Raw genomic sequence first — 26,299 nt, forward strand, 5'->3', positions numbered from 1 at the left:
CGGAGTCGGTAGAAAGTTATAATAAGAGTCGGCCACATATGGCCTTAAAATACAAAACGCCCGATGAGGTTCATCGAGCGTTTTAGAACCTGAATAAGTGTCAACCTATATCAGGACTAGTCAGAGTGTTTTAATAAAAAAATAGGCTTTGTTATCGCGTATTTTTAATCATCCATGCTGCCGAGTTCGAGTAGCGTGGCGTTTCCGCCGATGGCTGTGGTGTTGTTAGAGATGGTGCGTTCCGTCACAAATCTCAACAAGTAATGAGGCTTCGCAATGGTGCTTAGGCTCTTGCTGTCGGTTTCTTCGATCAATTGACAGATTAAGCCGCCTTTTGCCGCAAGTCGTTGATTGAGCTGCTGTGCTTGAGCCTCATCACACAAGGTAGCAATACCAGCAAGGTGATTTGCTTCAATCAAGGAATCCAAAGCTGAATCCGCAATATTTTGGATCACGCCTTCTACAACATATGGCGTGATTTTATCCATGATATCTTGACCAGTTTGTCCGACAGTAATCACTGGGTTGCCAGCAATCAGCGCCGTAAAAACCTGACCAACTAAACCTACGGTCTCTGTTTCCTTGTCTGTTGAATCGCTATTGAGTAGAGAAACACACAGAAACGGCCCTCGGCCTTGGCAAGAAAGTTCGTTACGTTCGCCTGTTGGCCCTGGCATCACACGAGTTTCAGCAATTTCTCGCTTTGCGTTGTCGATTTGCCATTGTGCCATTTTGCCTTGATTGTCAGAAAAAGCAGCAAGGGCTTTTTCTAGCTTTTCAGCACGACCAGTGACGCCAAGTTTGTCCCATGCTTCGAAGACATTTTGAGCGACCTGAATTTGGATAGGTTGTACGATTGTCATAATGTTGTCTCCCCTTAAAGGTCTTGCTCAATGGCGAAGCGTTGTAAGTAATGTGGGCCGCCTGCTTTTGGCCCTGTGCCTGACAAACCTTGGCCACCAAAGGGTTGCACCCCAACAACAGCGCCGACTTGGTCACGGTTGATGTAGAGGTTACCAACGCGTGCTCGGCTGGCGATGTTGGCACAAGTGGTTTCGTTACGGCTATGAACGCCAAGTGTCAAACCAAAACCTGAGTTGTTAATCGTGTCGATGATCTTGTTTAGATCGCGAGCCTTGTAGCGAATCACATGCAGAATCGGGCCGAATTTCTCATCGGTTAACTGGTCAATGCTGCCAATTTCAAACGCCGTTGGCGCAACATAAGTGCCTTTATCCGCGAATTCAGGTAAAGCCGCTTGCGCGATTAACTTACCCTCAGCCTTCATGTGTTCAATGTGATCAAGCAGCATTTTTTGCGCTTTTTTATCGATCACTGGGCCCACGTCTGTGCTGTGTAAGTAAGGCAAACCTACTGTCTGTTCTTGCATTGCGCCTTTAATCATCGGAATCACACGATCAGCAATGTCAGCTTGGACAAACAAAACACGCAAAGCGGAACAGCGTTGACCGGCTGAGGCAAAGGCAGAGCGAATGGCATCACGAACTACTTGTTCTGGCAAAGAAGTCGAGTCAACCAACATGGCATTTTGGCCGCCGGTTTCAGCAATCACAGGAACTGGAGCGACACCGCGTGCAGCCAATGTGCGGTTGATCAATTGTGCTGTTCCGGTTGAACCAGTAAAGGCTAAACCTGCGATGCGTTTATCACTGGTTAAGGGTGCACCGACTGTTGCGCCATCACCTGGAAGAAGATGAAGCACATCGGTTGGAATGCCTGCTTGATGGAGCAACTCAATGGCACGAAAGGCAATTAAACTGGTTTGTTCAGCGGGTTTCGCAACGACGGTGTTACCGACAACAAGCGCAGCAACGACTTGACCCATGAAGATGGCCAGTGGGAAGTTCCAAGGGCTGATACAGGTGAAAACACCGCGACCTTTTAACTGTGTCTGTTTTTGGTTTCCTAAGAAATCTGTATAGGTTGTTGGTGTTGCGAAGTGGCTTCGTGCTTGTTGAGCGTAATAACGGCAGAAGTCTACGGCTTCTCGTACTTCGTCAATGCTGTCTTGAATGGTTTTGCCTGCTTCACGATGACAAAGTGCCATAAGCTCAGCGTAGTTTTCTTCCATCAAATCTGCCGCGCGTTCCAAGCAATCCGCACGTTCTGTTGCTGGACGTGCTGACCAAGCAGGAAACGCTGCTTCAGCAAGATCGATGGCTTTAGTAACGGTTGCTGTGTCTGCCCAATCAATTTGGCCAGTTGCTTGACTGTGATCGTAAGGACTAACAATAGAGTGTGAATGCCTCGTTTCGACTTTTTCGCCACCAACAATAGGGAAGGCGCGCCATTGGGTGTCTTGCGTCATGAAAGCCTTTATCTTGGCTTCGAATGGCGTCCACTCAGAGTCTATTTCGATGTTTGGGCCGAATGAGTTTTTACGATCATCAAACAAGTTTGCTGACAGATTAATGTGTGGGTTTGCCAATGATTTACGGTTCTCCAGCGTGGTGACTGGGTGATCGACCAAATCAGCAATCGGGTAGCTGGCATCAATCAAGCGATGGACAAACGAACTGTTAGCGCCGTTTTCAAGCAGGCGACGAACCAAGTAAGGAAGCAAGTCTTTATGGCTGCCGACTGGAGCGTAAATACGGACACAGATGTCGTTCTCTTTAATTAAATGGTTATAAAGAGCATCACCCATACCGTGTAAACGCTGGAACTCGAACTCTTCTGAGGTTGCGCCAAGCTGATTCGCTAAACAATGTATTGTCGCTATTGTGTGGGCGTTATGACTGGCAAACTGCGGGAAAATATTCGTGCGAGTGTGTTCACTCAAAAGGAAGTTGGCGCAGGCAAGATAAGAAACGTCTGTCGCTTCTTTGCGAGTATAAACAGGATAACCATTGATGCCGCGTTGCTGGCAAAGCTTGATTTCAGAATCCCAATAAGCGCCTTTTACAAGACGAACAGGAATGCGATCACCTTGCTCTTTCGCTAAGGCGGCAAGCCAAGCCAAAACAGGCAGAGCGCGCTTAGAATAAGCCTGAACAACCAAACCGAATAATCCCCATCCGCGAGAGGCTTCGTCGCGGTATAGCTTTTCAAAGAGGTTTAAGGAAAGTTCTAGACGGTCTGCTTCTTCTGCATCTATGGTAATGCCAACATTCAATGCGCGAGCTTTGGTAATTAAGCCTTTTACGCTTTCGAAAAGCTCTGTCATGACGCGTTCTTCACAACCAACTTCATAGCGTGGGTGAAGTGCCGACAGCTTAATAGAAATCGTTGGGCGGTAACCTTTTGAATAAGTGTCTTTACCGACAGATTCAACGGCTTGCTCGTAAGAGCGCAAATATTTATCAGCGTCTGCGGCCGTTAGAGCCGCTTCACCCAACATGTCAAAAGAGTAGGTGTAACCTTTGTCTCGGTAGCTTTTACCACGAGACAAGGCTTCTTTGATGTCGCGACCAAGGACGAATTGATGCCCCATAATTTTCATTGCTTGGTTCATCGCTTTGCGAATTACAGGCTCAGAAACGCGGTTTACCATGCGATTAACAAGGTTGGCTGGTGTGCCGTCTTTGTTTTCGTCCATGGTGACAATTTTGCCCGTTAACAATAACCCCCATGTTGAGGCATTAACGAAGAAGGAGTCTGAGTTTTTCGCGTGAGAAGCCCAATCGGCCACGCTTAAGCGATCCTTGATAAAAGCATCGGCGGTTTCTTTGTCTGGAACACGCATTAAGGCTTCTGCAAGGCACATTAATAGAATGCCTTCTTTGGTGTCTAGGCTGTATTCCAACAAAAGTGCGTCGATCATCGACATGCTGTCATCGTCTTTTCGCACTTCAGCGATTAATTGAGACGCCGCATTAGTGTGGTTGGCGAGTTCTTGCTCTGTTGGTTTTGCTAAAGGTAAAAGTTCCTTTAACCAGCTTTCTTCGTCCGCTTTGTAAAGAGGGGAAATGAGCGTCCATAATTCATTGAGTGGTTTTTGAATGAATTCTGGCTGTAACACATCAATCGCTTTAAACATGATTGGGTCTCCCGAGCTGCATAAAAAGCACAGTTGCTTTTTACCAAGGTCGCATATTGTTATAGAGCATTAAGCATTTTTTTGGCCACTTATTGATCAATCAAAGTGGCGTAATGCGTATATGGATAATGCTGACACTTTAGTGACAGAGGGGATTCGCTGTCTTTCGAAAAAATCGTCTTTTTTTATAAGAAAGTCCGGCTTGAGAAGAATAAAATTGGGCGTGTTTTGTTGTTGTGCACAAAATAGATAAAAAAGAGGGGAATGCCTATAAATAGGGCGTTTCAGTGCTGTCGAAAAAGACTAACGATTGCCAAATTGCTTTTGGTATTTGAGCGGTGTGATGTTTAGTGTTTGGGAGAAAACATTGGTCATGGCGCTCTGGCTTGAGAAGCCGCACATTTCTGCTACTTGGATGGGAGGGAAACCATCTCGAAGTAAATCTTGAGCCCGTTCTAAGCGCTTTCGCATTAAATACTGATGCGGCGTCATGCCTGTTTTATCTTTAAAACGCTCATGGAATTGGCTCACACTCAAGAAACAGAAGTTGGCGAGTTGATCAATATGCACGCGGCGGGAAAGGTTAAGTTCGATAAACTGATCTAGCTTGTCGATATCCAATTGATTGCCACGAGTGCGCACGTCTTTATTGTTCATTTGGTGGCGAATCGCACTGAGTAAGGTGTTACCGCAGGCGCGAGCAAGCATTGAATCATTCGGGTATTGCTGTAATTCACCAGACAAAGCGGACGCCAATATCTGTAAGCGAGGGTTTAATTGAAAATAAGCCGCTTGATCAAATAAGCGCGAAACCACTTCGTATTCTTCATCTGTGATGCTTTTTTGTGGCGGAATCGGCAAATTAACCACCATGATCTGATTGTCTCCTAGTCCTGCGAAGGCATGACTGTTTGCTGAAGGCAGAATGCAGCCTTCACCAGTATGGAGTTGCTTACCTTTACCTTGAATATCGAAGTCAGTATTGCCATCAAGCACAACCACTAGCTGGTGGTAATCGTGATCGTGGGCATGGGCTTCGCTCGGTAAGCTGATAACGTCAGAATCAGGCTGAGTCAAAATAGACCTTTTAGATAAATGAAATAAAAAGTATAGCGCTTTATGAGTGGTTTTCTAACGTATTTTCCAACTAAGAAGTGGGCAGTAACAGGCGAGGCTTTTATGTACGCCTCGCACTACAGTTGCCTACGAGCTTAGTTAATACGTACCACAAGATTCCCTAAAGCACCTGATTTCAACACATCTTCATGGGCTTGAGCGAGCTCTGTTAACTCGTAGCTGTGACGAATGACAGGCTTGAGTACGCCTTTTTCAAAAAGAGGTCGCAAGGCTTTGGCAATCAAAGATAATTCGGATGGTTTGATGTTCGCAAGAGCAACACCAACAACCGAAGCGTCTCGTGCCATTAAATCACGAGGGTTAATTTCTACTGTGCCACGGTTGCCAACGACAGCGACGCAACCGCCAGTCGTCAAGGCTTTTAAGTCTTGGTCTAAGTTATGATTCGCGAGCATTTCGATAATCACATCAAAGCCTGTTTCCAGTGACTGAAAAGCTTCGAGGTGGTTGTCTTCATTGTGCATAATCACTGTGTTTACGCCTTGTGCACGCAGAAGATCTGCTCCTGCTTGTGTTCCTGCACTGGCGACCACGTCCATGCCTGCTGATAACGCCAATTGAACCGTTGCAATACCAACCGCGCCTGTTGCGCCATGAACCAGAACTTTGTCACCTGTTTTGGCATTTGCTCGACCAAACAAAGCTCGATGAGCTGTGGTGTAAGGAATGCCTAAGCAAGCGCCTTCTTCAAACGATAAGGCGTCAGCTAAGGGATAAGTGTGAGTCGTTGCGCAAACAGCAAACTCGGCAGAGGAGCCAGACAGGTTGCGGCTAAAGTACACTCGTTGACCCACTTCAAAGCCAGTGACTTGAGAGCCAAGCTCCACAACGGTTCCGGCTCCGTCTAAACCCGGAGTATGGGGAAAGGTTGTGGAGTAGTTATTAGTGCCGGAACGAATATAAGTATCGACAGGGTTCACGCCGGCTGCACCGACTTGAACAAGAATTTGATCAGCATTAATACTTGGCGTTTGGGCGTCGACTAATGACAAATCACTCGCTGGGCCATAGGCATTTATTTGCATTGCTTTCATATTCTAATCCTCACTGTAGATATTTATATTTGTTGTTTCGTAAGCAGCTTAATTAATCTGTATATACTTGTTCTGGTAACCAAGTCGCCAGTTCTGGCCATATTGATAGCAACAGCAGCACAAAGAGCTGAATAACAATAAAGGGTAGTACACCTTTATAAATAGACTGAGTTTTGATTTCCGGCGGCGCCACACCACGTAGGTAAAATAATGCGAAGCCAAATGGCGGTGTTAAGAAAGACGTCTGTAGGTTGATCGCCATCATGATGCCAAGCCAAACAGGGTCTAAGCCCATTGCTAATAAAACTGGCGCAACGATTGGCACAACAACGAAAGTAATTTCAATGAAGTCTAAGATGAAGCCAAGGAAGAACATCAGCAACATAACAACAATCATTGCACCCACAACGCCACCAGGCAGCTGAGAGAAGAAATCATGAATCAGCTCTTCGCCACCAAATCCTCGGAAAACGAGCGAGAATAAAGAGGCACCGATCAAAATCATAAACACCATGCAGGTGACTTTGGTCGTTGAATAGACAGCGTCTTTTAATGTCTGGAAGTCCAGTTTACCGCTGGCCCAAGCCAAAATAGCTGCGCCCAATGCACCAACACCAGCGGCTTCTGTAGGAGTTGCCACACCGCTAAGGATAGAACCCAACACAGCAAAAATAAGAATAAGCGGTGGTAGCAAGCCTTTAATCAACTGAACCGCTAAAGATTCTGTTGATCCGTTGCGTAATTCTTCACGAGGCACCGCAGGCGCTTTGTGAGGTTGCAACCAAGCGACCATCACAACATAAAGGATATACAGACAAACCAGAATTAAACCAGGAACCAAGGCGCCGACAAACAAGTCACCAACCGAGATGGTTTTAGGCGAGAAAATCCCCATTTCCAATTGAGCTTTTTGGAAAGCATTCGACATTACATCGCCCAACAGAACTAAGGCGATCGACGGCGGAATGATTTGACCTAATGTTCCTGTCGCACAGATGGTTCCTGTTGCTAGCGCAGGATCGTAACCACGGCGTAACATGGTTGGCAAAGAGATCATGCCCATGGTGACAACCGTTGCACCGACAATGCCGGTACTCGCAGCCAACAGCATACCTACCAAAATAACCGAAATACCAAGGCCGCCACGCATGGTACCAAATAGCATGGCCATGGATTCAAGCAGTTTCTCAGCCAATTTGGATTTTTCTAAGAGCACGCCCATCAAGACAAAGAGCGGTACCGCGATGAGGGTTTCATTGCCAACAATACCGAATAAGCGGTTCGGCAAGGCTTCTAAGAAAACGCTATCAAATGTGCCAGCCAATGATCCAACAGCGGCGAATATTAACGCGGTTCCACCTAATGAAAAGGCAACAGGGTAGCCAAATAGCAAGCAGACACAAACGGCGGCAAAGAGCCATAAAGGGATGAATTCAATCATGAGTTACGTCCTTTTGAGTTTTTTCCTGTCTTAACTACGGCTATGTTTTTTGCAATATCAGCTAAGCCTTGAATAATTAGGCATACCATCATGATAGGAATCAGTGTTTTTAATAGGTAGACAAAAGGCAGTCCACCTGGCTCTGGGGAAGTTTCTAATACACGCCAAGACGCACTCACGTAATCTAAACTTAAATAAGTGGTGTAAATCGTGAAAGGTAAAAGAAAGAATAGGCCGCCAAGAATATTTACCCATGCTTTTTTGGTAGCAGAGAAATCTCGGTAGAACACATCTACGCGTACATGTTCGTCGTCTTTAAGTGTATAAGCTGCGCCTAACATAAACACTAACGCATGAAGATACAGAACCGATTCTTGCAGTGCGATAGAGCCAATACCAAAGCCATAACGTAACAGTACGATCAGGCAAGTAAGCAGCATCATAAATAAAGTAAGCCAAGCCACACATCGCCCTGTGTAATGGGAGACAGCTTCGGCCGAACAGACCAGTTTGTTTAACATTGAAATACCCACAGAGTTTTTTAATCGTTATTGCCGGATGCTTTTTAGGTCTTTTTTATAAGGTTAAAACCTAACCAGTAAAATCCGGACAGCTAGTCTATTGGATAACGCTACTTATGGGAATATTTCAGGGGCTTACTCACGGCAGTTCGTGGCATTTTATGAATAAAATACGCCTTTATAAGTGAAAAACTGCGCTTTTGTTTGTTACGAGATGATAACACTCGCAAAAAGTGGCGCTTTGGTGCGGCTTTAATCCTCGTTTTTTGGTCGGATTGAAAAATAATTTTGAAATATTTCACTGTTTAACATTTCTGTCACATAACTTTTTTATAGTGTGTTCCATCGAACGAGCTATGAGCAGTTGCTCATAAATATTTGACTATAACCATTGGGGTTTATGTGATGAAAAAACTAGTTGCGGGTTTAGCAATGACAGCAGCGGCAAGTGTTTCTTTTAACGCTGTTGCAGACGTTGATGCAGGTTTGAATACTTATACTAAGGCTAGCGGTGTTTCTGGTAACATCTCAAGTGTTGGTTCTGATACTTTGGCTAACTTGATGACATTGTGGGCTGAAGACTTCAAACGTCTATACCCAAATGTAAACATCCAAATTCAAGCAGCTGGTTCTTCTACTGCGCCACCAGCATTGACTGAAGGTACGTCTAACTTCGGTCCTATGTCTCGTACTATGAAAGACAAAGAAATTGCAGCGTTTGAGAAAAAATTCGGTTACAAGCCAACAGCTATCCCAGTTGCTATCGACGCTCTAGCGGTTTTCGTACATAAAGATAACCCAATCAAAGGTTTGTCTCTTCCTGAAGTTGATGCAATCTTCTCTTCTACTCGTAAAGGTGGACACAGCGAAGACATCACTAACTGGGGTAAAGCAGGTTTGACTGGTGCTTGGGCTAACCGTGACATTCAATTGTTCGGTCGTAACTCAGTATCTGGTACTTACGGTTACTTCAAAGACAACGGTCTTTTCAAAGGTGACTTCAAAAACAGTGTAAACGAGCAACCAGGTTCTGCTTCTGTTGTTCAGTCTGTTTCTACTTCTCTTAACAGTATCGGTTACTCTGGTATCGGTTACAAAACGTCTTCAGTACGTGCCTTGCCACTTGCTAAGAAAGAAGGCGATGCGTTTGTAGAAGCGACTCCTGAGAACGCTGCTGCGGGTAAATACCCACTGTCTCGCTTCCTTTACGTTTACGTAAACAAAGCACCTAACAAGCCACTAGCACCACTACAACGTGAATTCGTTAAAATGGTTCTATCTAAGATGGGTCAAGAGGTTGTTGTAAAAGACGGTTATGTACCTCTACCAGCTAAAGTTGCTGATAAATACCTTGATACTTTAGGCATTAACTAAGTTCGCTTGGCGACACTGGTGATGTACTTGAAAGCAGGATAGCGTAACGCTCTCCTGCTTTTTACTTCCCTCCTAGTGTCATAAAATTGTCACACAACAAAGATGAATTCGGATGACTAAATCGACTGACCATCAGATGCCTGAACTGGATTTCAATACGCCAGCTTTAAAGCGTCATCGTAAGTTTCGAGCCCTGAAAGATAAAGTGGCTGGAATGGGCATAGCAGTCGGAGGGAGCAGTGTAATTCTTGCTGTACTTCTGATCTGTTTCTATCTCTTTTATGAAGTAGCGCCATTATTTTCTGGTGCTTCAATAGACCCTAAGGCAAGTTATTCTTTGCCTGCTCAAGATGAAGGTAAAAGCCTTTATTTAGCTACGGAAGAGCAATCTGAAATTGGTATGCGTGTTGCCAGCAATGGTGCCATCGTATTCTTTTCTATCGAGGACGGTTCTGTCATTGAGACAATAGAAAGCGCCCGTGCAGAAGAGGTGACAAGCTTCACCGTTGAATCTGATACGAGTCGTTTACTGGCATTTGGTTACGCCGACGGTAAAGTAGTGATTAAACAGCACAGCTACCGTACTACGTATCCTGATGGAAAGCGTCAGATCACCCCTTTTGTTGAGTACCCTTATGGCGAAGAAGCCATCAGCGTTGCCGATTTTGCTATTGAGAAATTAGCGATTCGCGACAGTGAAGATGGTTTAACCATCGCTGCTACTGGTGAGTCTCAAACATCGGTTTTGAAAGTGACTAAAGATGTTAACTTCATTACTGAAGAAGTTGAGCTAACCGAACAGCGCGAAGCGATTCCATTCATTGCGGACATCAATAGCCTACTTATCAGTGGTAATCAGCGTTCTTTGTATATCGCAACAAACTCGGGTGAATTCAGCGAGTTTGATTTACGGGATTTCGATAACATCACACTGAAAGATCAAGCCTCTTTAGTGGCTGAAAACTCTCAGTTGGTTTCCATGAATTACCTTGTTGGTAAAACATCGGTCATGGTGGCGGATTCTTCTGGTCGTGTGAGCCAGTGGTTTAACGTTCGTGACGATGCAACCAACGAAGAAAAACTGCACTTCATCCGTGATGTTAAGCAACCTAACGCGATTGTTGATACCGCCATGGAACAACGCCGTAAAGGCTTTGCTACATTGGACGAAAATGGTTTAGTGGCGATTTACAACGCCACCTCTAAGCGTAAAGTAATCGATGAGCGTTTGAGTGATGAAACAGCTCGTTTGATTAGTTTCTCTCCTCGCGCGAATGGTTTATTACTAGAAGACGGTAAAGGACTGCATTTCTACCACGTAGATAACGAGCACCCAGAAGTGTCTTGGTCATCTATTTGGGGTGAAGTTTGGTACGAAAGTTACCCAGAGCCTACTTACACTTGGCAGTCATCTTCTGCAAGTAACGACTTCGAGCCTAAATACAGCTTGATGCCTTTGGCATTTGGTACGTTGAAAGCGGCGTTCTACGCTATGCTGATGGCCGTTCCTTTGGCAATCTGTGGTGCGATCTACACGGCTTACTTCATGGCACCAGCCTTGCGTCGTAAGATCAAGCCTGTGATCGAGCTGATGGAAGCTTTGCCAACGGTTATCCTAGGTTTCTTAGCGGGTCTTTTCTTTGCGCCTTTCTTAGAAGAAAACTTAGCAGCAACCTTCAGTATTCTAGTGGTTTTACCTGTCGGTATTCTGCTATTTGCTTATCTATGGTCAAGATTGCCAACCAACATTCGCTGGTTAGTGCCAGAAGGCTGGCAGCCATTGTTGCTTATTCCTGTGATTGTTTTCCTTGCTTGGTTCTGTTTGATTTTGAGTCCAATCATTGAATTAAGCTTCTTCGGCGGCAACATCCGCGGCTGGATTACCCATGACTTGGGCATCACTTTCGACCAGCGTAACGCTTTGGTAGTTGGTTTTGCGATGGGCTTTGCGGTTATCCCGACCATTTTCTCGATTACCGAAGATGCGATTTTCAGTGTGCCAAAAGCCTTAACTCAAGGCTCTCTAGCATTGGGTGCCACTTACTGGCAAACCATGACTCGCGTTGTATTGCCAACAGCGAGCCCAGGTATCTTCTCTGCCGTCATGATTGGTATGGGTCGTGCGGTAGGTGAAACCATGATCGTTCTTATGGCGACTGGTAATACACCAATTATGGACTTCAACATCTTCGAAGGTATGCGTACGTTAGCGGCGAACCTTGCGGTAGAAGTACCGGAATCAGAAGTGGGAAGTTCACATTATCGTATTCTGTTCTTGGCAGCGTTTGTTCTGTTCATCTTCACTTTTGTAGTGAATACGATCGCTGAAACCGTGCGTCAGCACCTACGCAAAAAATACGGGTCATTGTAATGAGTAGCGAAATAAAAATGGAAAAACAGTCCGTATCTCAATGGGTTAAATCTGGTGATCCATGGGTGTGGCTAAATGCAGGTGCTGTGGCGATTTCGGTCATCATGGTAGTCGGTTTATTACTTTTGATTGCTGTCAGAGGCTTGGGCCATTTTTGGCCAGCGGATGTGATGCAAGCGACTTATTCATTGCCTGGTGAGAAGTCTTACACCATTGCGGCAGAACGTGTTGAGAGCGTAGAAGTAACCGCTGCTCAATTACGTGAAGCCGGTGTAAACCTTCCTGAAGGTGGCGATCCATTACTTAAGCGTACGCTTCTTAAAATGGGTAACCGCGATGTTTACGGTGCGGATTTTGGTTGGGTGTTAGACAAATACCTAAGCGATATCCAAACACCGGAAATGTTGTTTGCAGCAGAACGTCACGAATGGGGCAACCTATATGGTTATCTAATGTCGGTGAAAGAAGATGGTCAGGTGGTTGCTGAAACCTCGGATTTAACGCCGACGGATTCTGCGTTAGCGACTTGGGCTACTTTCGAGAAAAGCATCGAGCGTGCGGCAGTTATCCATGACGAAATCAAACACATTGAAAAAAGTGACATTGGTAAAATTAACCATGCCCTTGAGCGTATTCGTCTTAAGCAGCGTCGCTATGAACTGAATGGTGAATTAACACCAGAAGTAGAAGCGGACCTTGCAGCAGAGCGTTCACAATACGATGAAGAGTATAGAGGCTTGCAAGCGAACCTTGCAGATCTATACCAGCAGATCAATCGTGACTCATTCACTGTAAGAGTGATGGACGGTACGGTACATGAAATTCAAGTATCGAAAATTGTTCACGCTTTCCGTCCTAATGCGATGGGCGTTTTCGAGAAGTTAGGTTTCTACTTTAATAAAGTATGGGAATTCCTAACAGATGAACCTCGTGAAGCCAATACAGAAGGTGGTGTTTTCCCTGCGATCTTCGGTACCGTAATGATGGTATTGTTAATGACAGTATTGGTAACGCCTTTTGGTGTTGTGGCGGCGGTTTACCTTCGTGAATACGCAAAGCAAGGGGTTATTACTCGTGTTATTCGTATCGCGGTAAATAACTTAGCTGGTGTACCTTCTATTGTTTACGGTGTCTTTGGTTTAGGTTTCTTTATCTACTTTTTGGGTTCTGGTATCGACCAAGCATTCTTCCCAGAAGCATTGCCGTCACCAACTTTTGGTACAGGTGGCTTGATGTGGGCATCGATTACTTTGGCGCTATTGACTGTGCCAGTGGTTATCGTAGCGACGGAAGAAGGTTTGTCTCGTATTCCTCGTAACGTACGTGAAGGTAGCTTGGCGTTAGGTGCGACAAAAGCCGAAACTCTATGGCGTGTGGTTCTTCCAATGGCCAGCCCAGCGATCATGACAGGTGTTATCTTGGCCGTGGCCCGTGCCGCTGGTGAAGTTGCGCCATTGATGTTGGTCGGTGTTGTGAAACTAGCACCTACTTTACCTTTAGATGGAAACTACCCATTCATCCATTTGGATCAGAAATTTATGCACTTAGGCTTCCACATCTATGATGTAGGTTTCCAAAGCCCGAACGTGGAAGCAGCGCGACCACTTGTTTATGCAACAGCGTTATTACTTGTGATGGTTATTGCACTACTGAATTTCTCAGCAGTAACGATTCGAAATCACCTACGTGAAAAATACAAATCGCTAGAAATGTAAGCGGAGAAGAAAAGATTATGAGCGAAGCAAAAACACACTCAATTGATATTTCAGCGATGCAGCGTAGCCAGCAAGCTTTGCGCATCGAAGACGAAACCGTTTGCCTTTCTGTTAAAGATTTGCATCTTTACTATGGGGAAAAAGAAGCGCTTAAAGGCGTGGATATGATCATCCCTGAGAAGAAGGTAACGGCTTTCATCGGTCCTTCTGGTTGTGGTAAATCAACGCTGTTGCGTTGTTTTAACCGCATGAATGACTTGGTTGATAGCTGCCGTATTACTGGTGAGATCAACCTGCATGACAGCAATATTTATGAAAAAGGCACGGATGTAGCAGAATTGCGTCGTCGTGTTGGTATGGTGTTCCAAAAGCCAAACCCGTTCCCAAAAAGTATTTACGAAAACGTAGCGTACGGCTTGCGTATTCAAGGCATTAACCAAAAGCGTGTGATCGATGAAACGGTTGAATGGGCATTGCGCTCAGCGGCTTTATGGGACGAAGTAAAAGACCGTCTACACGAAAGTGCTTTGGGTATGTCTGGTGGTCAGCAGCAGCGTTTGGTTATCGCCCGTACGGTAGCGGTAAAACCTGAAGTTTTATTGTTGGATGAGCCAGCTTCTGCCTTGGATCCAATCTCAACATTGAAAATTGAAGAGTTGATCCACGAATTGAAAAACGACTTCACCATTGCGATCGTAACTCACAACATGCAGCAGGCTGCGCGTGTATCGGATTACACTGCCTTCATGTACATGGGTGATTTGATTGAATTTGGCGATACGAATTCTTTATTTACTAACCCAAGTAAGCAACAAACAGAAGATTACATCACAGGTCGCTACGGCTAGGCGGAGGACGGATTATGAAAGAATTAACAACGGATCATATTTCTCAGCAGTTTAATAACGAGCTAGAAATGTTACGCCAACACTTTTTGACTATGGGTGGCATTGTTGAGACTCAGGTTCAAGATGCAGTTCAAGCCTTGTTAGACGCTAACGGCGAACTAGCAGAAGAAGTCAGAGCAAAAGACGCTTCTGTTAACGAACTAGATGGCTTGATAGACGAAGAATGTACGCGCATTCTTGCTAAGCGTCAGCCTGCAGCCTCTGACTTGCGTATGATTCTGTCAATCAGTAAAGCCGTGAGTGAATTAGAGCGAATAGGTGATGAAGCGAAAAAGATCGCCAAACTGACTTCTGATTTGATCGACGGTGGTGAATCTCCACGCGGTTATGTTGAGATCAGCCGTATTGGTCAAATGGTGTCACGAATGATTCATGACTCATTGGACGCTTACGCTCGACTAGATATCGATGCGGCAATTAAAGTAGCGAAAAAAGACCGTGAAGTAGACCGTGAATACGAAGCGGCTTTGCGCTCTTTAGTGACTTATATGATGGAAGATCCACGCAGTATTTCGAGCGTGATCAATGTCATTTGGGTACTTCGTTCACTTGAGCGCATTGGTGACCATGCTCGTCACACTTGTCAGCATTTGATCTTCATGGTGAAAGGTGTCGATGTACGCCACGTGAGCGTGAATGATTTAGCTAATGAAGTAAAAGGCGCGTAATATTGCCAATCGATCTCATGCTATTGTCCTCGGCTAGCATGAGATCGATATTTTCTTAATCAATCCCTTTTCTCTGTTTCTCTCTTCTGTACAGACTTTGTTATCATCTGGCTTTGTCTTTTTTGGTGATAACCTTCATGTTTACAATAGAAGTAAATACAACCTCTTCCCCGCAAGAAGCCTATCAAGAATTAAACGCTCAACTGGCGGCTTTGCTCAGCGGAGAGCGAGATTTCATCTGTAATGCCGCTCAATTTTCCGCTTTTGTCATGCAAACTGTTCCTGACCTTAACTGGTCTGGCTTTTACTTTGCTCGTGATGAAGAATTAGTGCTTGGACCTTATATGGGCAAAGTGGCTTGTACTCGTATTCCTTTTGGTCGAGGAGTGTGTGGTGAAGCGGCGAAAACCCAAGAAACACAACGTATCGAAGATGTTCATGCTTTTGATGGACACATAGCGTGTGACGCCGCTTCTGCTTCTGAGCTGGTAGTACCTGTTATTTCACAGGGTAAGTTGATTGGTGTTTTTGATATGGACAGCCCAAAGGTCGGGCGTTTTACGGACGTTGATCAGGCGGGCATTGAATCTTTCGTGGCGACTTTTATTTCTGCAACGGATATGAACTGGAGCTTTGCAGTTTAAGCGAGTTCAGGTTGTTTCTTCTTTACTAGTCTTCGAAGTAGGCCACGAGTTCTTCTAAGGACTTGTGGTAGACAACAGACAGGTTTTCTGTGATTGGTTTAATGCCTTGTTCATCCGCGGTTTGTGATAGCTCTTCGATCATTCTGCATTGCTCAGCAAAGTCCGCCATTGCCATGCTCAAGCTGGACGACTTTAGTGAATGGCTGATGTCTTGCAGTTCTGTGAAGTTTTTAGCTTCCCACGCTGCGAACAAGTCTTCTAGTTTTTCAGCACTTTCATTGACATAAACTAAGCGTATTTCGTTAATGGTATCTTTTCCAAGTAGCTCAACAAGTGAGTCGAGATAAGAGTGGTCGATCATTTAAAGTGCCTTGTCAGAATTCATTTATTACTTAAAAAGTTGAGTTATTTTCTTTTCTATCTGGCTCTGTAGCAGCGGGAATGACAGGGGCGTAATGTATTGCTCGCCTTGTTTAACCGCATTGATACTGTAGCTAAGAATAGGTATTCCTTGCTTTTTCCGTTGCTCCATCATATCGAATCCATCTCTTTCTAGACAAGTTGAGTTACCTAGAATGATGGCGTCCGGCTTTTCTTTTGACGGACTGCTTCCTTCTTTGAAAAGAGTTACCTTAAGGCCGAGTGTTGCTAATTGGTTGGATAGAACCTTTGCTAAGTGTGAATCTTCTTCGATAAGAAATACATGTCTATTCACGCAAGGCTGATGGCTTGGTTCCTTCTTTGGCTTGTCGATTTGACTGACATCACGTTCAACATAATAGGGAATATCAACCCAGAATTCGCAGCCTTTTTTAGGTGTATTATAAAAATGAATTTCGCCATTCATGTATTTTACTAACTTATTGCATAAGGTTAAGTTCAAGCCAATTCTTCTCAATATGGATTCTTCATCTTGAGGAAGCATTGGATTCATTCTCAGATTTTCTTGTAACTGCTCAGACATTCCTAAACCTGTGTCTTTTACAGCAATTTGTAGCATTCTTGTTTCTTGCGTAGAGGCCGGCGGCGTTGTCATCAACGGAATCGCAAGAATAGAAGGGCGAATCTGCACACTGATGCTGCCAGAAGGCGTATGAGTTAAGGCGTTTTGCAGCAAGCTTATAATGATCTCTTTAAAGCGATTGAAATCGATGGTGATGTCTTTTGGTAACAGCGGATCGATGTAAACAATACTTTGTAGGCCTTTTCTGGCCATTTGCGACTCAAACTGCGTCAAGCAGGCTTCGACATGCTTTTGAAGGTTGTCGGTTGTATGCAACAGAGAGAATCTATTTGTCTCAATTTGCGCTAAGTCAGAGAACATTTCGATGCTTTGAAGCAACTGATCGCCAGCGTCTTCAATGTGCTCGGAAAGCTCGGTAGAAGATTGAGCGGAAGGCGTGTTTTTGACGGTTTGAGCAATGCCCAGAATGGCGTGGATTGGCGACCTAAGCTCCTGATGAATAAATGACAGCATGTTGGCTTTATCTTCATGAACGGCCTGCATACCTGCTTTTAGCTTATTGGTTTCTTTTAGTGATTTTTGTAACTCAATCAGAGCTTTCACCGTAAAGAAAGATAAGAGCAATAAACAGATTAATAGCGCCATAGACAAAACCTGAATGGCGCTTAGGCTGTGTTCAAAATTTTTATGGTCTTTGTCTATGTATTCTGTGCTGCCTTTATTTACTAAAGAGACGAACTCATCAATCTTAGGCTGAAGGCGCTGAATACGCTCAATGATGTTGGTTAAATAAGAAGTATCACCTTGCTCTAACTTGGAAATGTTGAAGCTTAAAAGCTCTAATTCACCATTGATCAGATTAAGGTGTTTTACAACTCGTCCTTCCTCAAAGTTGCGAATAAGCGAACCGATTTCGCCTTCTCTGAGTAAGTCGACTCGACTCATCAGCAAGTCGTATTCAAAGAACGCATCGCCTCCTAATGGAAAAGCGCTTTCGTCCAACTCAATCAGATAATCCAATAATCGATAAGACTGTATTTGCAGTTGCAGTGCGCACCAGAGTGAGCTTTCGAAGGCTCTGCGACTATTGTCTTTAGCGCTACCGTTTGTATAGGTGATAATGCCAAATAACGAAATAGAAATTGTGATGATAAGGGTAATGAAGGCGTACAGAACCGTTTTACGGAAGCTTGATAGCCATGCTTTTTGTTTGGGTAAAAGCACTTTTTACTCCGCGACAATAAGAGTTTTAATGCTGCTTACTTGCCAAATAGATCGACTGTAATACAGCTCTGACTTTAAGTCTTCGTTGGTATCAAAAGGGTAAATCACCATAATTGGCCCCAGATTACGAACACTCATCAGTATGCCATCTTGGTGTGTGGCAAAAATTGCCCCTTTCTCCGCAAAGTCAGAAAGCGGAATTTCCGTCATGTATTTATTTAATGCAGTGACTTGGAGTAAGTTGCCTTTATTTCCTAAAGAGTCGAGTAAATCGATCGCTGAAAAACCTTGATAAGTATGCGCCTCTTTCGTCCAAGGATTCTTTGTTGTTATAACGTACTGAGGGAGCGCTTTTAACATGGTCATATCGAATGCCGCTTCTTGATCAACATTCGTCACGTTAATCGCTCCAGATACCGTTAAAACGACTCTATGGGAAGGTGCTTCTAACGCATAAACAGAAAGAGAGAGAAGGCAGGAAAGCAATAATAGAGAACGCGTTAACAAGCCCATGGCAAACCTTAATTCTTTACAAATGATGATTTGTCTATGATAGACAAAAAAAGAGTGCTTGTGTTGCTAATACTGGGGAGCTTAACCCTTTAAATAATACAAATACGTAAAATTTTTAAGAAATCAAAGAAAAAATAAGCCGTATTGCTTTTTTCAATACGGCTTACTTTCTTAGATTTAAAGAGAGAGTGTGACTAAGTAAGCTCTTCTAAGCGAGAGCAAGCGACCTGATGCACGTCAGAAAATGCACTGAGCAAAGGTTTTTTGGTCGAGCAGGTTTCGTTTGCGTGAGGGCAACGTGTACGAAATACACAGCCAGACGGCGGATTAATAGGTGAAGGTAAGTCTCCAGCCAGTAGCTGAATGGTTTTGCCTCTCTCGATTTTTGGATCTGGAACCGGCACCGCCGACATCAAGGCTTTCGTGTAAGGGTGTTGAGGGTTGTCATAGAGAGACTTTTTGCTGGCCAGCTCAACAGGGTTGCCCAAATACATGACCAACACTCGGTCAGAGATGTGTTTCACTACACTTAAATCGTGTGCGATGAATACCAAAGACAAGTTCATCTCTTCTTGTAACTCTTTGAGCAAGTTCACCACTTGCGCCTGAATAGACACATCCAACGCGGAAACGGGCTCATCACACACAATCAACTTGGGTTTTAAAATCAACGCGCGAGCAATCCCAATTCGCTGACATTGGCCGCCAGAAAATTCATGTGGATAACGGTTAATCACGTTGGGTAATAAGCCCACGCGGTTCATGATTTGGCGTACTTCGTTTTTGATGTCTTCTTTGGACAATTCTGGTTTAAAGGTTTTCAGTGGCTCTGCAATGATGTCGCCCACTGTCATACGAGGATCAAGTGACGCCAATGGATCTTGGAAAATCATTTGCAGCTCTTGGCGTTTGTCGCGCATTTGCTTTTTATCAAGGTTGGTTAAGTCTTGTCCAAGCCAAACCACATTGCCCTCGGTAATCGGCACAAGACGAAGCAGCGCTCGGGCTAGAGTAGATTTTCCGCAACCAGATTCGCCTACAACACCAAGAGTTTCCCCTTCATAAATAGTTAAATCCACGCCATCAACGGCTTTTAGCGCTTGGCCTTTTTCCCATGGCCATGCGTTGTCTGATTTGATGTTGAAATGGACTTTTAAGTCTTTCACTGCCATTAATACGTTGTTGTTTTGTTCTGCAACGGTGTGTTCAATTGTCATGATTATGCCCAGCCTTCTGTTGTTTTATGGCAAGCGCTCATTTGCCCTGAGGCAAAGGTTTCGAGGCTTGGCGCGATGTTTACACAGCGCTCTTTGGCAAATTCACAGCGCGCTTCAAAAGGGCAACCAGAAGGTAAGTTCAGCAAGTTTGGAGGATTTCCTGGAATGGTCGCCAACACACTGCCTTCGTTGTCTAAACGAGGAATGGCGTTTAACAGACCTTGTGTGTACGGGTGCGTTGGGCGATAAAACACGTCTTCCGCAGAGCCATATTCCATGGTTCGCCCCGCGTACATAACGAGTACTTTGTCACACAAGCCAGCGACGACACCAAGATCATGCGTAATCATAATGATGGAGGTATTGAAGTCGTCTTTGAGCTCATTCAGTAACGTAAGAATTTGCGCCTGAACCGTCACATCCAAAGCCGTGGTTGGCTCATCTGCGATCAGCAATTTAGGTTGGCACAATAACGCCATAGCAATCATGACACGCTGACGCATGCCGCCAGAAAATTCGTGTGGATACATGTTCATGCGTTTGCGCGCTTCTGGCATTTTTACCGCGTCGAGCATGTGGACGGACGCTTCAAAGGCGTCCGCTTTGCTCATGCCTTTGTGCAGCATCAAGACTTCCATTAATTGTTTGCCGACCTTAATATAAGGGTTCAATGAGGTCATTGGGTCTTGGAAAATCATCGCGATGTCTTTTGAGCGAATGCGATTCATGGCTTTTTCGTTCAAAGATAAGATATTACTGCCTTCGAAACGCGCTTCGCCTTCTATGATGCCGTTGTTCGCGAGCAACCCCATTAACGCGAAAGCCGTTTGGCTTTTACCTGAGCCGGATTCACCAACGATGCCCAAGGTTTCTCCTTGTGCAAGGGCGAAATTTAAGTTGTTCACGGCGGTGACGAAGCCGTCTGGCGTGGCGAATTTTACTTGTAAATTGTCGACTTCAAGTAATGGCTCTGCCGTGTGTAATTCTGTGGCTAATGACATAAATCCTCCTTAGCGGTCTTTCGGGTCAAGCGCGTCTCGTAAGCCGTCGCCGAGGAAGTTAAAGCAAAACAAGGTCACCACAAGGAAGCCTAATGGCCAAGCCAGTTGCCAGATGGCGATCTCCATGTTTTGCGCGCCTTCTGAAATCAATGCGCCCCAGCTCGTCATTGGCTCTTGTACGCCAAGGCCTAAGAAGCTGATAAAAGATTCCAGCAAGATCATATTTGGTACCAATAACGTGGCGTACACCACGACAATGCCAAGCACGTTTGGCACGATGTGACGTAAAATGATTTTTGGTGTCGACACACCACAAGCGTAAGCGGCTTCTATGTATTCTTTGTTTTTCAAACTCAACGTTTGCCCACGAACGATTCGAGCCATGTCGAGCCAAGAAATCGCGCCAATGGCGACGAAGATAAGGAATATTTGACGACCAAATAACGTCATCAAAATAATCACGAAAAACATGAAAGGAAATGAGTTTAGGATTTCTAGAAAGCGCATCATCACGCTATCAACGCGCCCGCCAAGATAACCTGATGTGGCGCCATAAAGCGTGCCAATCACAATGGCAACGAAGCTGCCTAAAACACCCACCAATAAGGAAATTTGGCCTCCTTGCATGGTGCGTACGAAAATATCGCGTCCCAATGTGTCGGTACCAAAATAGTGACCGTTTTCTGTGTTCGGGCGGCCTAATACGGAAATATCAGACAGCGCTTCCCAATCGATGTCTTCGTAATGCCATTGGCTGAGGAAAGGTCCTAAGAGTGCAATCGCGGTAATCAAGGCAAGCACGATGAGGCTGACAACGGCTGCGTGGTTAGAGAAAAAGCGACGACGAGCGTCTTGCCATAAACTGCGGCCTTCTACTTCCACCACCTGTTGGGCGAATTGTTCAACGGCCTGAACTTTGTCTTTGTTGGTAATCATAATGAGGCCTTAATAACGGATTTTCGGATCGATGACGGCGTATAAAACATCGACAATGGCGTTGAAAAGAATGGTTAAGGTGCCGACCAGAATCGTCACGCCCATGACCATGGAATAATCACGGTTTAGTGCGCCATTGATGAAATGTTGGCCAATCCCGCCTGTGCCAAAATACACGTCTACAATCACTGAGCCGGTCACAATGCCGACAAACGCAGGCCCAAGATAAGAAATCACAGGCAACATAGCTGGGCGTAAAGCGTGTTGGAGAATAATGCGATGCTTAGGTAAGCCTTTTGCTTTTGCCGTACGAATGAAATTGGAATGCATGGTTTCAATTATGCTGCCGCGGGTGATACGGGCGATTTGGGCAATGTAGCTGGTGGACATAGCGATCACTGGCATCACCAAGTAAGGCCAAGCGCCACCATTCCAGCCGCCCGGTGGTAGCCAATGATTGTAGATAGAGAAAAATAAAATACACAAAGGAGCCAATACAAAGTTGGGTAGCACGATGCCAAGGTTGGCAAAGCCCATGACGCTGTAATCGATCCATGAGTTTTGTCGTAAGGCGGCAATCACGCCACAGCCGACGCCAATCAGTAAGGCGACAATGAATGACCAAATACCAATTTCTGCAGAAACAGGGAAACTTTGCGCGATCAACTCATTGATAGTGAAATCTTTGTATCGGAAAGAAGGGCCTAAATCGCCTTGTAATAATCCGCCTAAATAATAAAAGTATTGGTTTATAACAGGTTCATCCAAATGGTATTTGGCATTAATGTTTGCTAACACTTCGGGTGGAAGAGTGCGTTCGCTGGAGAACGGACTTCCTGGTGCAGAGTGCATCAAGAAGAAAGACACTGTAATTAAGATGAGCAGCGTTGGGATGGCTTCCAGCACGCGCTTTAAAATAAATGTAAACATAAAATTCTTACCGAATTAGACGCAAAGAATACGCGCTAATATTGACGATCTATTGATGGATCAAGAAGAACCTAGGTTCTGCTTCTACCTAAAGGACAGAGGCAGAACCTTGGTTTTTTGTCTTCAATAAGCTGACTAAAATGATTTAGTGCTTAATGATGTACATGTCGCGGGTGTAAATCTTATCTTCAGGGTTAGGGAAGTAACCGCCTACATAAGGTTTTACTAAACGCTTAGTCACGTATTGGTAGATAGGTGCGACCGCCATGTCTTGAGCAATGGCGATTTCTTCGGCTTTGTTGTAGTTCGCAGAAGGGTCGTGGCTTGTTTTCGCTTCGTTCAATAACTTGTCGTACTCTGCGTTACTGTATTTACCGTCGTTGTTACCGTGAGATGAGGTCAATAGATCCAACATGGTAGAGGCTTCGTTGTAATCACCAATCCAACCTGCACGAGCCACATCAAATTGCTGATGTTTCTTCGTTTCTATGTACGTTTTCCACTCTTGGTTTTCCAGTGTAACGTTAACGCCCAAAGTTTTTTTCCACATGGAAGAAATGGCAATGGCAAGCTTCTTGTGGTTTTCATTGGTGTTGTAAAGCAGTTTAAAGGACAGTGGATTGTTCTTAGAAAAGCCCGCTTCTTCTAACAAGGCTTTGGCTTTTTCGTTACGCTCTTTTTGCGTCCAAGTGGCGTAATCTGGTGTCGCTGGGTTAAAACCATTGACCACTTCTGGTGTGAAAGAGTAAGCCGGAATTTCACCTGTTCCTGCAACAAACTTAGTAATGACATCTCGATCAATGGCATAAGATAAGGCTTTACGAACACGAACGTCGTTGTAAGGTGCTTTGGTTGTGTTGAACTGGTAGTAGTAAGTGCCTAATTGTGGTGTCACAACGACTTGATCTGGTATGTCGCGAGTAAGTTGCTTGAAGTGATCGTTTGGTAGCTCGTAGCTTAGGTCCATTTGTCCTGCTTGGAAGCGTTTCAATTCTGCGTTTGGTGATTCGATCGGTAAAATAGTAATTTTATTGATGACAGTTTTGTCGTCGTTCCAATAGTTTTCATTGCGGGAAAACACCATTTTCTCGTTTACAACCCACTCGTCCATTTTGTATGCGCCGTTAGAAACAATATGCTCGGCTTTTGTCCAATCGCTTCCCCATTTCTCAATGATGGCTTTTGGCGCAGGGAACATAGTTTGGTGTGAGGTCATTTTTACAAAGTAAGGAACAGGGCGTTCAAGATTCACTTGGAAAGTGTAATCGTCGATGGCTTTTACACCTAATGTGCTTGGGTCTGCTTCACCCGCAATGATTTTAGAGGCATTGACAATAGAAGGGATTTCAATGAACCACGCGTAAGGTGAGGCCGTTTCTGGATCAACGGCACGTGTGAAGCCGTAAACAAAATCGTGCGCGGTGACTGGGTCACCGTTTGACCATTTCGCATCTTGGCGTAAAGTGAAAGTATAAACGGTGTTGTCTGCGTTGGCTGTGTAGCTCTTGGCAACACCTGGAACTAGATTGCCGTCGCCATCTTGGTTGTATAAACCTTCAAAAAGATCCGCTGCGCGAAGTGAACCTGGCGTGCCTTCAATTTTTTGTGGATCTAATGTTGCTGGTTCTGAGCCACCGCCACGAACGATTTCTTGCACTGCAGCAAGTTGAGTGCCTGCTGGAACGTCAGCGGCTTGAGAGAAGGTTGTGAATAATGTGGTGGCCATTATGGCACTGGCAAGTAATGTTTTTTTCATTTTGTGTGCGTTCCCTATTTGAAGTGTTTTTTATGATTTAGGTGTTCTATGTGTATTCACCTGACGTTTTCATAGTTAACCAATTACCTAAAGGTCACAATCGAAATTCCGTATCAGGTTATGCGTCTAATAAAGGTCACTTTTGTTTGCCGTGATTATGTGACGAGGAGAATATGGTTTGAATACATGCCAAAATAAGTCATTTACCTTATTGAGTGATGCTTTGTGGAGGCCAGAAAGTCTCCGTGATATTCTGTGTTTTTTACTTTACTAAAAGGCAATTTGTACTTTGATTACCCAGCCCTTTAAAGCCGTAGGCGCTTTTCTAAAAGCCATTCCTTTGCTTCTCTCGAGAGATTTGAGGTTATTCATTTTGATTCCATTGTTGGCCAATTTTGCCTTAATGGGATTAATTTACATGCTTGCGTTTAGCTACTTTCAAAGTTTGTTGGATTCAGCAATGAACTATGTGCCAGATTGGTTTTCTTTTCTGAATTGGTTGTTCTATTTGATCTTTGGGGCCGTCATCAGTGTTCTGCTTTTTTACAGTTTTTCTGTTGGCATTAATATTCTGGCCTCGCCCTTTATGGCTTTTTTAGCAGAAAAAGTAGAGGAAAAAGAAACCGGTAAGACTTTTGACGAAGAGTTAACGCCAAGTGTGATAATGAAAATCATAGGGCGCAGCTTACAAAGGGAATGTCAGAAAATTCTGTATTTCCTGCCGCGTTTTTTATTATTGCTGCTATTGTCCTTTATACCCATTGTGAATGTTATTGCGCCTGTGTTGTTGCTTTTGTTTTCTGCTTGGATGCTCGCTTTGCAGTTTATGGATTACGCCTTTGATAACAACAAGGTGAAATTTGGCGACATGAGACAAGCTCTTCGCTCCAAGCCTTTGTTGTGCTGGACTTTTGGCGGTGTTGTCATGGTTGGTTTAGCAATTCCTTTGTTGAATTTGTTTATGATGCCCATTGCGGTTGTTGCGGCAACCTTGTTGTGGGTTTCCACTTTTAGAAATGAGCATGGCGACTTTTCTGCCTTGCTAGATAAAACGAATGGAATATTGTGATGGCACTGAAAATACTAGTAGTTGATGACGCATCTTTTACGCGAGACTTGATCCGTAGAACTTTGCGCAAACAATTTCCAGCAGTTGAAATTGAAGACGCGATTAATGGCCGAAAAGCACAGCAATTATTAACCAAAATGCAATTTAATATGGTGCTGTGTGACTGGGAAATGCCTGAAATGACGGGCGTTGAGTTGCTAAGATGGTGTCGTGAACAGCCACAATATCAAAAAGCCGACGTGCCGTTTGTCATGATTACCAGTCGTGGTGATAAAAGTCATGTTGTTGAAGCGGTACAAGCGGGCGTAACGGACTATCTTGGTAAGCCGTTTTCAGGTGAGCAATTAATCAACAAAGTAATATCTGCTGCGAAGAAGCATAAGTTGGAAGGTCGCTTAGTGTCACAACAGCCTCGCCAAGCGAGTTCTGGAAACCAAGGCGTGGCTTCCGCTTCGATTGATGTCTTAATGGGAGCAGGGAAGTCTACCCAACCTATTCAGGCTACGAAATTTACTCACCCTGACGACCCAGTTGTGACAGTGAAAGATGTGAAACTGCCGACGATTGTTCGATTCGAGGAAAAGCAATTTCGTTGCATGGTCATTCAATTTAGCAAGCAAGAAGCCACTATGTTGATTAAAAGTGACGATGTAGTGCCTCAGGTATTAGGGCAAGCTGTGCTGGATTTGGAGCATAAAGGCGCAGTGAACCGTTTAAACTATTATGTGCAATCAGTGTCTACGACAGAGAAGAAGCATGATTCAACCTTCTTAACCGTGACCTTGAGCTTAATCGACCAAGACAAGGAAAAAGAAGACTTTATCGCACAACTGTTTAACAGCTTATAAATGGGCGTTAATGTTTTTAGGTAATGAT

Annotated in this window: 22 protein-coding genes; 8 read left to right on the plus strand and 14 right to left on the minus strand. The window is 44.5% G+C overall.

The window, feature by feature from the left end; all coding sequences use genetic code 11:
• Window positions 1–164 precede the first annotated feature (164 nt).
• The 6 genes from ACMUMQ_RS11375 to ACMUMQ_RS11400 form a co-directional block, all read right to left on the minus strand.
• Window positions 165–863 (minus strand): 1-pyrroline-5-carboxylate dehydrogenase, encoded by a 699-nt coding sequence (locus ACMUMQ_RS11375; protein WP_414682112.1) that lies wholly within the window; start codon window positions 861–863, stop codon window positions 165–167.
• A gap of 14 nt (window positions 864–877) precedes the next feature.
• Window positions 878–4,000 (minus strand): bifunctional proline dehydrogenase/L-glutamate gamma-semialdehyde dehydrogenase PutA, encoded by a 3,123-nt coding sequence (gene putA / locus ACMUMQ_RS11380; RefSeq protein WP_414682113.1) that lies wholly within the window; start codon window positions 3,998–4,000, stop codon window positions 878–880.
• A gap of 303 nt (window positions 4,001–4,303) precedes the next feature.
• Entirely contained in the window at window positions 4,304–5,077 is a 774-nt protein-coding gene (locus tag ACMUMQ_RS11385) for an AraC family transcriptional regulator (RefSeq protein ID WP_414682114.1), read from the minus strand.
• A 134-nt stretch (window positions 5,078–5,211) separates the two neighbouring features.
• A complete protein-coding gene (locus ACMUMQ_RS11390; protein WP_414682115.1) occupies window positions 5,212–6,171 on the minus strand; it encodes an NADPH:quinone reductase in 960 nt (319 codons plus the stop codon).
• Between the two features lie 52 nt (window positions 6,172–6,223).
• The gene (locus ACMUMQ_RS11395) at window positions 6,224–7,612 is read right to left on the minus strand and encodes a TRAP transporter large permease (protein WP_414682116.1); all 1,389 of its coding nucleotides are present in this window, start codon (window positions 7,610–7,612) and stop codon (window positions 6,224–6,226) included.
• Window positions 7,609–8,133, minus strand: coding sequence for a TRAP transporter small permease subunit (locus ACMUMQ_RS11400; RefSeq protein ID WP_414682117.1), 525 nt, complete (start codon window positions 8,131–8,133; stop codon window positions 7,609–7,611). The genes ACMUMQ_RS11395 and ACMUMQ_RS11400 overlap by 4 nt, the downstream gene beginning before the upstream one ends.
• A 405-nt stretch (window positions 8,134–8,538) precedes the next feature.
• On the opposite strand from ACMUMQ_RS11400, the gene ACMUMQ_RS11405 reads away from it, so the two are divergent.
• The 6 genes from ACMUMQ_RS11405 (at window position 8,539) to msrC (ending at window position 15,813) form a co-directional block, all read left to right on the plus strand.
• Window positions 8,539–9,507 (plus strand): PstS family phosphate ABC transporter substrate-binding protein, encoded by a 969-nt coding sequence (locus ACMUMQ_RS11405; protein WP_414682118.1) that lies wholly within the window; start codon window positions 8,539–8,541, stop codon window positions 9,505–9,507.
• Window positions 9,508–9,619: 112 nt separating this feature from the next.
• Window positions 9,620–11,878 (plus strand): ABC transporter permease subunit, encoded by a 2,259-nt coding sequence (locus ACMUMQ_RS11410; RefSeq protein WP_414682119.1) that lies wholly within the window; start codon window positions 9,620–9,622, stop codon window positions 11,876–11,878.
• Window positions 11,878–13,593: a phosphate ABC transporter permease PstA gene (gene pstA, locus ACMUMQ_RS11415; RefSeq protein ID WP_414682120.1), complete on the plus strand. Its 1,716-nt coding sequence runs from the start codon at window positions 11,878–11,880 to the stop codon at window positions 13,591–13,593. Before ACMUMQ_RS11410 ends, pstA begins: the two co-directional genes overlap by 1 nt.
• Before the next feature lie 17 nt (window positions 13,594–13,610).
• Window positions 13,611–14,441 carry a phosphate ABC transporter ATP-binding protein PstB gene (gene pstB, locus ACMUMQ_RS11420; RefSeq protein ID WP_317005526.1) on the plus strand — a complete coding sequence of 277 codons (831 nt, stop codon included), beginning with the start codon at window positions 13,611–13,613 and terminating at the stop codon, window positions 14,439–14,441.
• Window positions 14,442–14,455: 14 nt separating this feature from the next.
• Window positions 14,456–15,169, plus strand: a complete 714-nt coding sequence (gene phoU / locus ACMUMQ_RS11425) for a phosphate signaling complex protein PhoU (RefSeq protein ID WP_414682121.1) — start codon at window positions 14,456–14,458, stop codon at window positions 15,167–15,169.
• Between the two features lie 137 nt (window positions 15,170–15,306).
• Window positions 15,307–15,813 (plus strand): free L-methionine (R)-S-oxide reductase MsrC, encoded by a 507-nt coding sequence (gene msrC, locus ACMUMQ_RS11430; RefSeq protein ID WP_414682122.1) that lies wholly within the window; start codon window positions 15,307–15,309, stop codon window positions 15,811–15,813.
• A 25-nt stretch (window positions 15,814–15,838) separates the two neighbouring features.
• Here the strand turns inward: msrC and ACMUMQ_RS11435 are convergent, their stop codons facing one another.
• The 8 genes from ACMUMQ_RS11435 to ACMUMQ_RS11470 all read right to left on the minus strand — a co-directional run bounded on the left by ACMUMQ_RS11435 (window position 15,839) and on the right by ACMUMQ_RS11470 (window position 24,354).
• Complete coding sequence (locus tag ACMUMQ_RS11435; RefSeq protein ID WP_414682123.1) at window positions 15,839–16,174, minus strand: Hpt domain-containing protein; 336 nt, start codon at window positions 16,172–16,174, stop codon at window positions 15,839–15,841.
• A 27-nt stretch (window positions 16,175–16,201) separates the two neighbouring features.
• The gene (locus ACMUMQ_RS11440) at window positions 16,202–18,001 is read right to left on the minus strand and encodes a sensor histidine kinase (protein ID WP_414682124.1); all 1,800 of its coding nucleotides are present in this window, start codon (window positions 17,999–18,001) and stop codon (window positions 16,202–16,204) included.
• Between the two features lie 3 nt (window positions 18,002–18,004).
• Window positions 18,005–18,514: a putative pterin-binding protein gene (locus ACMUMQ_RS11445; RefSeq protein WP_414682125.1), complete on the minus strand. Its 510-nt coding sequence runs from the start codon at window positions 18,512–18,514 to the stop codon at window positions 18,005–18,007.
• Between the two features lie 194 nt (window positions 18,515–18,708).
• Window positions 18,709–19,731 carry a murein tripeptide/oligopeptide ABC transporter ATP binding protein OppF gene (gene oppF / locus ACMUMQ_RS11450; RefSeq protein ID WP_414682126.1) on the minus strand — a complete coding sequence of 341 codons (1,023 nt, stop codon included), beginning with the start codon at window positions 19,729–19,731 and terminating at the stop codon, window positions 18,709–18,711.
• A gap of 2 nt (window positions 19,732–19,733) precedes the next feature.
• Window positions 19,734–20,732 (minus strand): oligopeptide ABC transporter ATP-binding protein OppD, encoded by a 999-nt coding sequence (locus tag ACMUMQ_RS11455; RefSeq protein ID WP_414682127.1) that lies wholly within the window; start codon window positions 20,730–20,732, stop codon window positions 19,734–19,736.
• Between the two features lie 9 nt (window positions 20,733–20,741).
• Window positions 20,742–21,668: an oligopeptide ABC transporter permease OppC gene (gene oppC / locus ACMUMQ_RS11460; protein ID WP_414682128.1), complete on the minus strand. Its 927-nt coding sequence runs from the start codon at window positions 21,666–21,668 to the stop codon at window positions 20,742–20,744.
• 9 nt (window positions 21,669–21,677) lie between these two features.
• Entirely contained in the window at window positions 21,678–22,598 is a 921-nt protein-coding gene (gene oppB / locus ACMUMQ_RS11465; RefSeq protein WP_414682129.1) for an oligopeptide ABC transporter permease OppB, read from the minus strand.
• Window positions 22,599–22,743: 145 nt separating this feature from the next.
• On the minus strand, window positions 22,744–24,354 hold the full coding sequence (locus ACMUMQ_RS11470; RefSeq protein ID WP_414682130.1) for a peptide ABC transporter substrate-binding protein: 1,611 nt from the start codon (window positions 24,352–24,354) through the stop codon (window positions 22,744–22,746).
• A gap of 289 nt (window positions 24,355–24,643) precedes the next feature.
• Between ACMUMQ_RS11470 and cysZ the strand changes: the two genes are divergently transcribed.
• Window positions 24,644–25,423 (plus strand): sulfate transporter CysZ, encoded by a 780-nt coding sequence (cysZ, locus tag ACMUMQ_RS11475; RefSeq protein WP_414682131.1) that lies wholly within the window; start codon window positions 24,644–24,646, stop codon window positions 25,421–25,423.
• Window positions 25,423–26,271 carry a response regulator gene (locus ACMUMQ_RS11480; RefSeq protein ID WP_414682132.1) on the plus strand — a complete coding sequence of 283 codons (849 nt, stop codon included), beginning with the start codon at window positions 25,423–25,425 and terminating at the stop codon, window positions 26,269–26,271. Before cysZ ends, ACMUMQ_RS11480 begins: the two co-directional genes overlap by 1 nt.
• Window positions 26,272–26,299: the final 28 nt, after the last annotated feature.

It is taken from the genome of Marinomonas algae, assembly GCF_047525555.1.
GTDB lineage: Bacteria > Pseudomonadota > Gammaproteobacteria > Pseudomonadales > Marinomonadaceae > Marinomonas.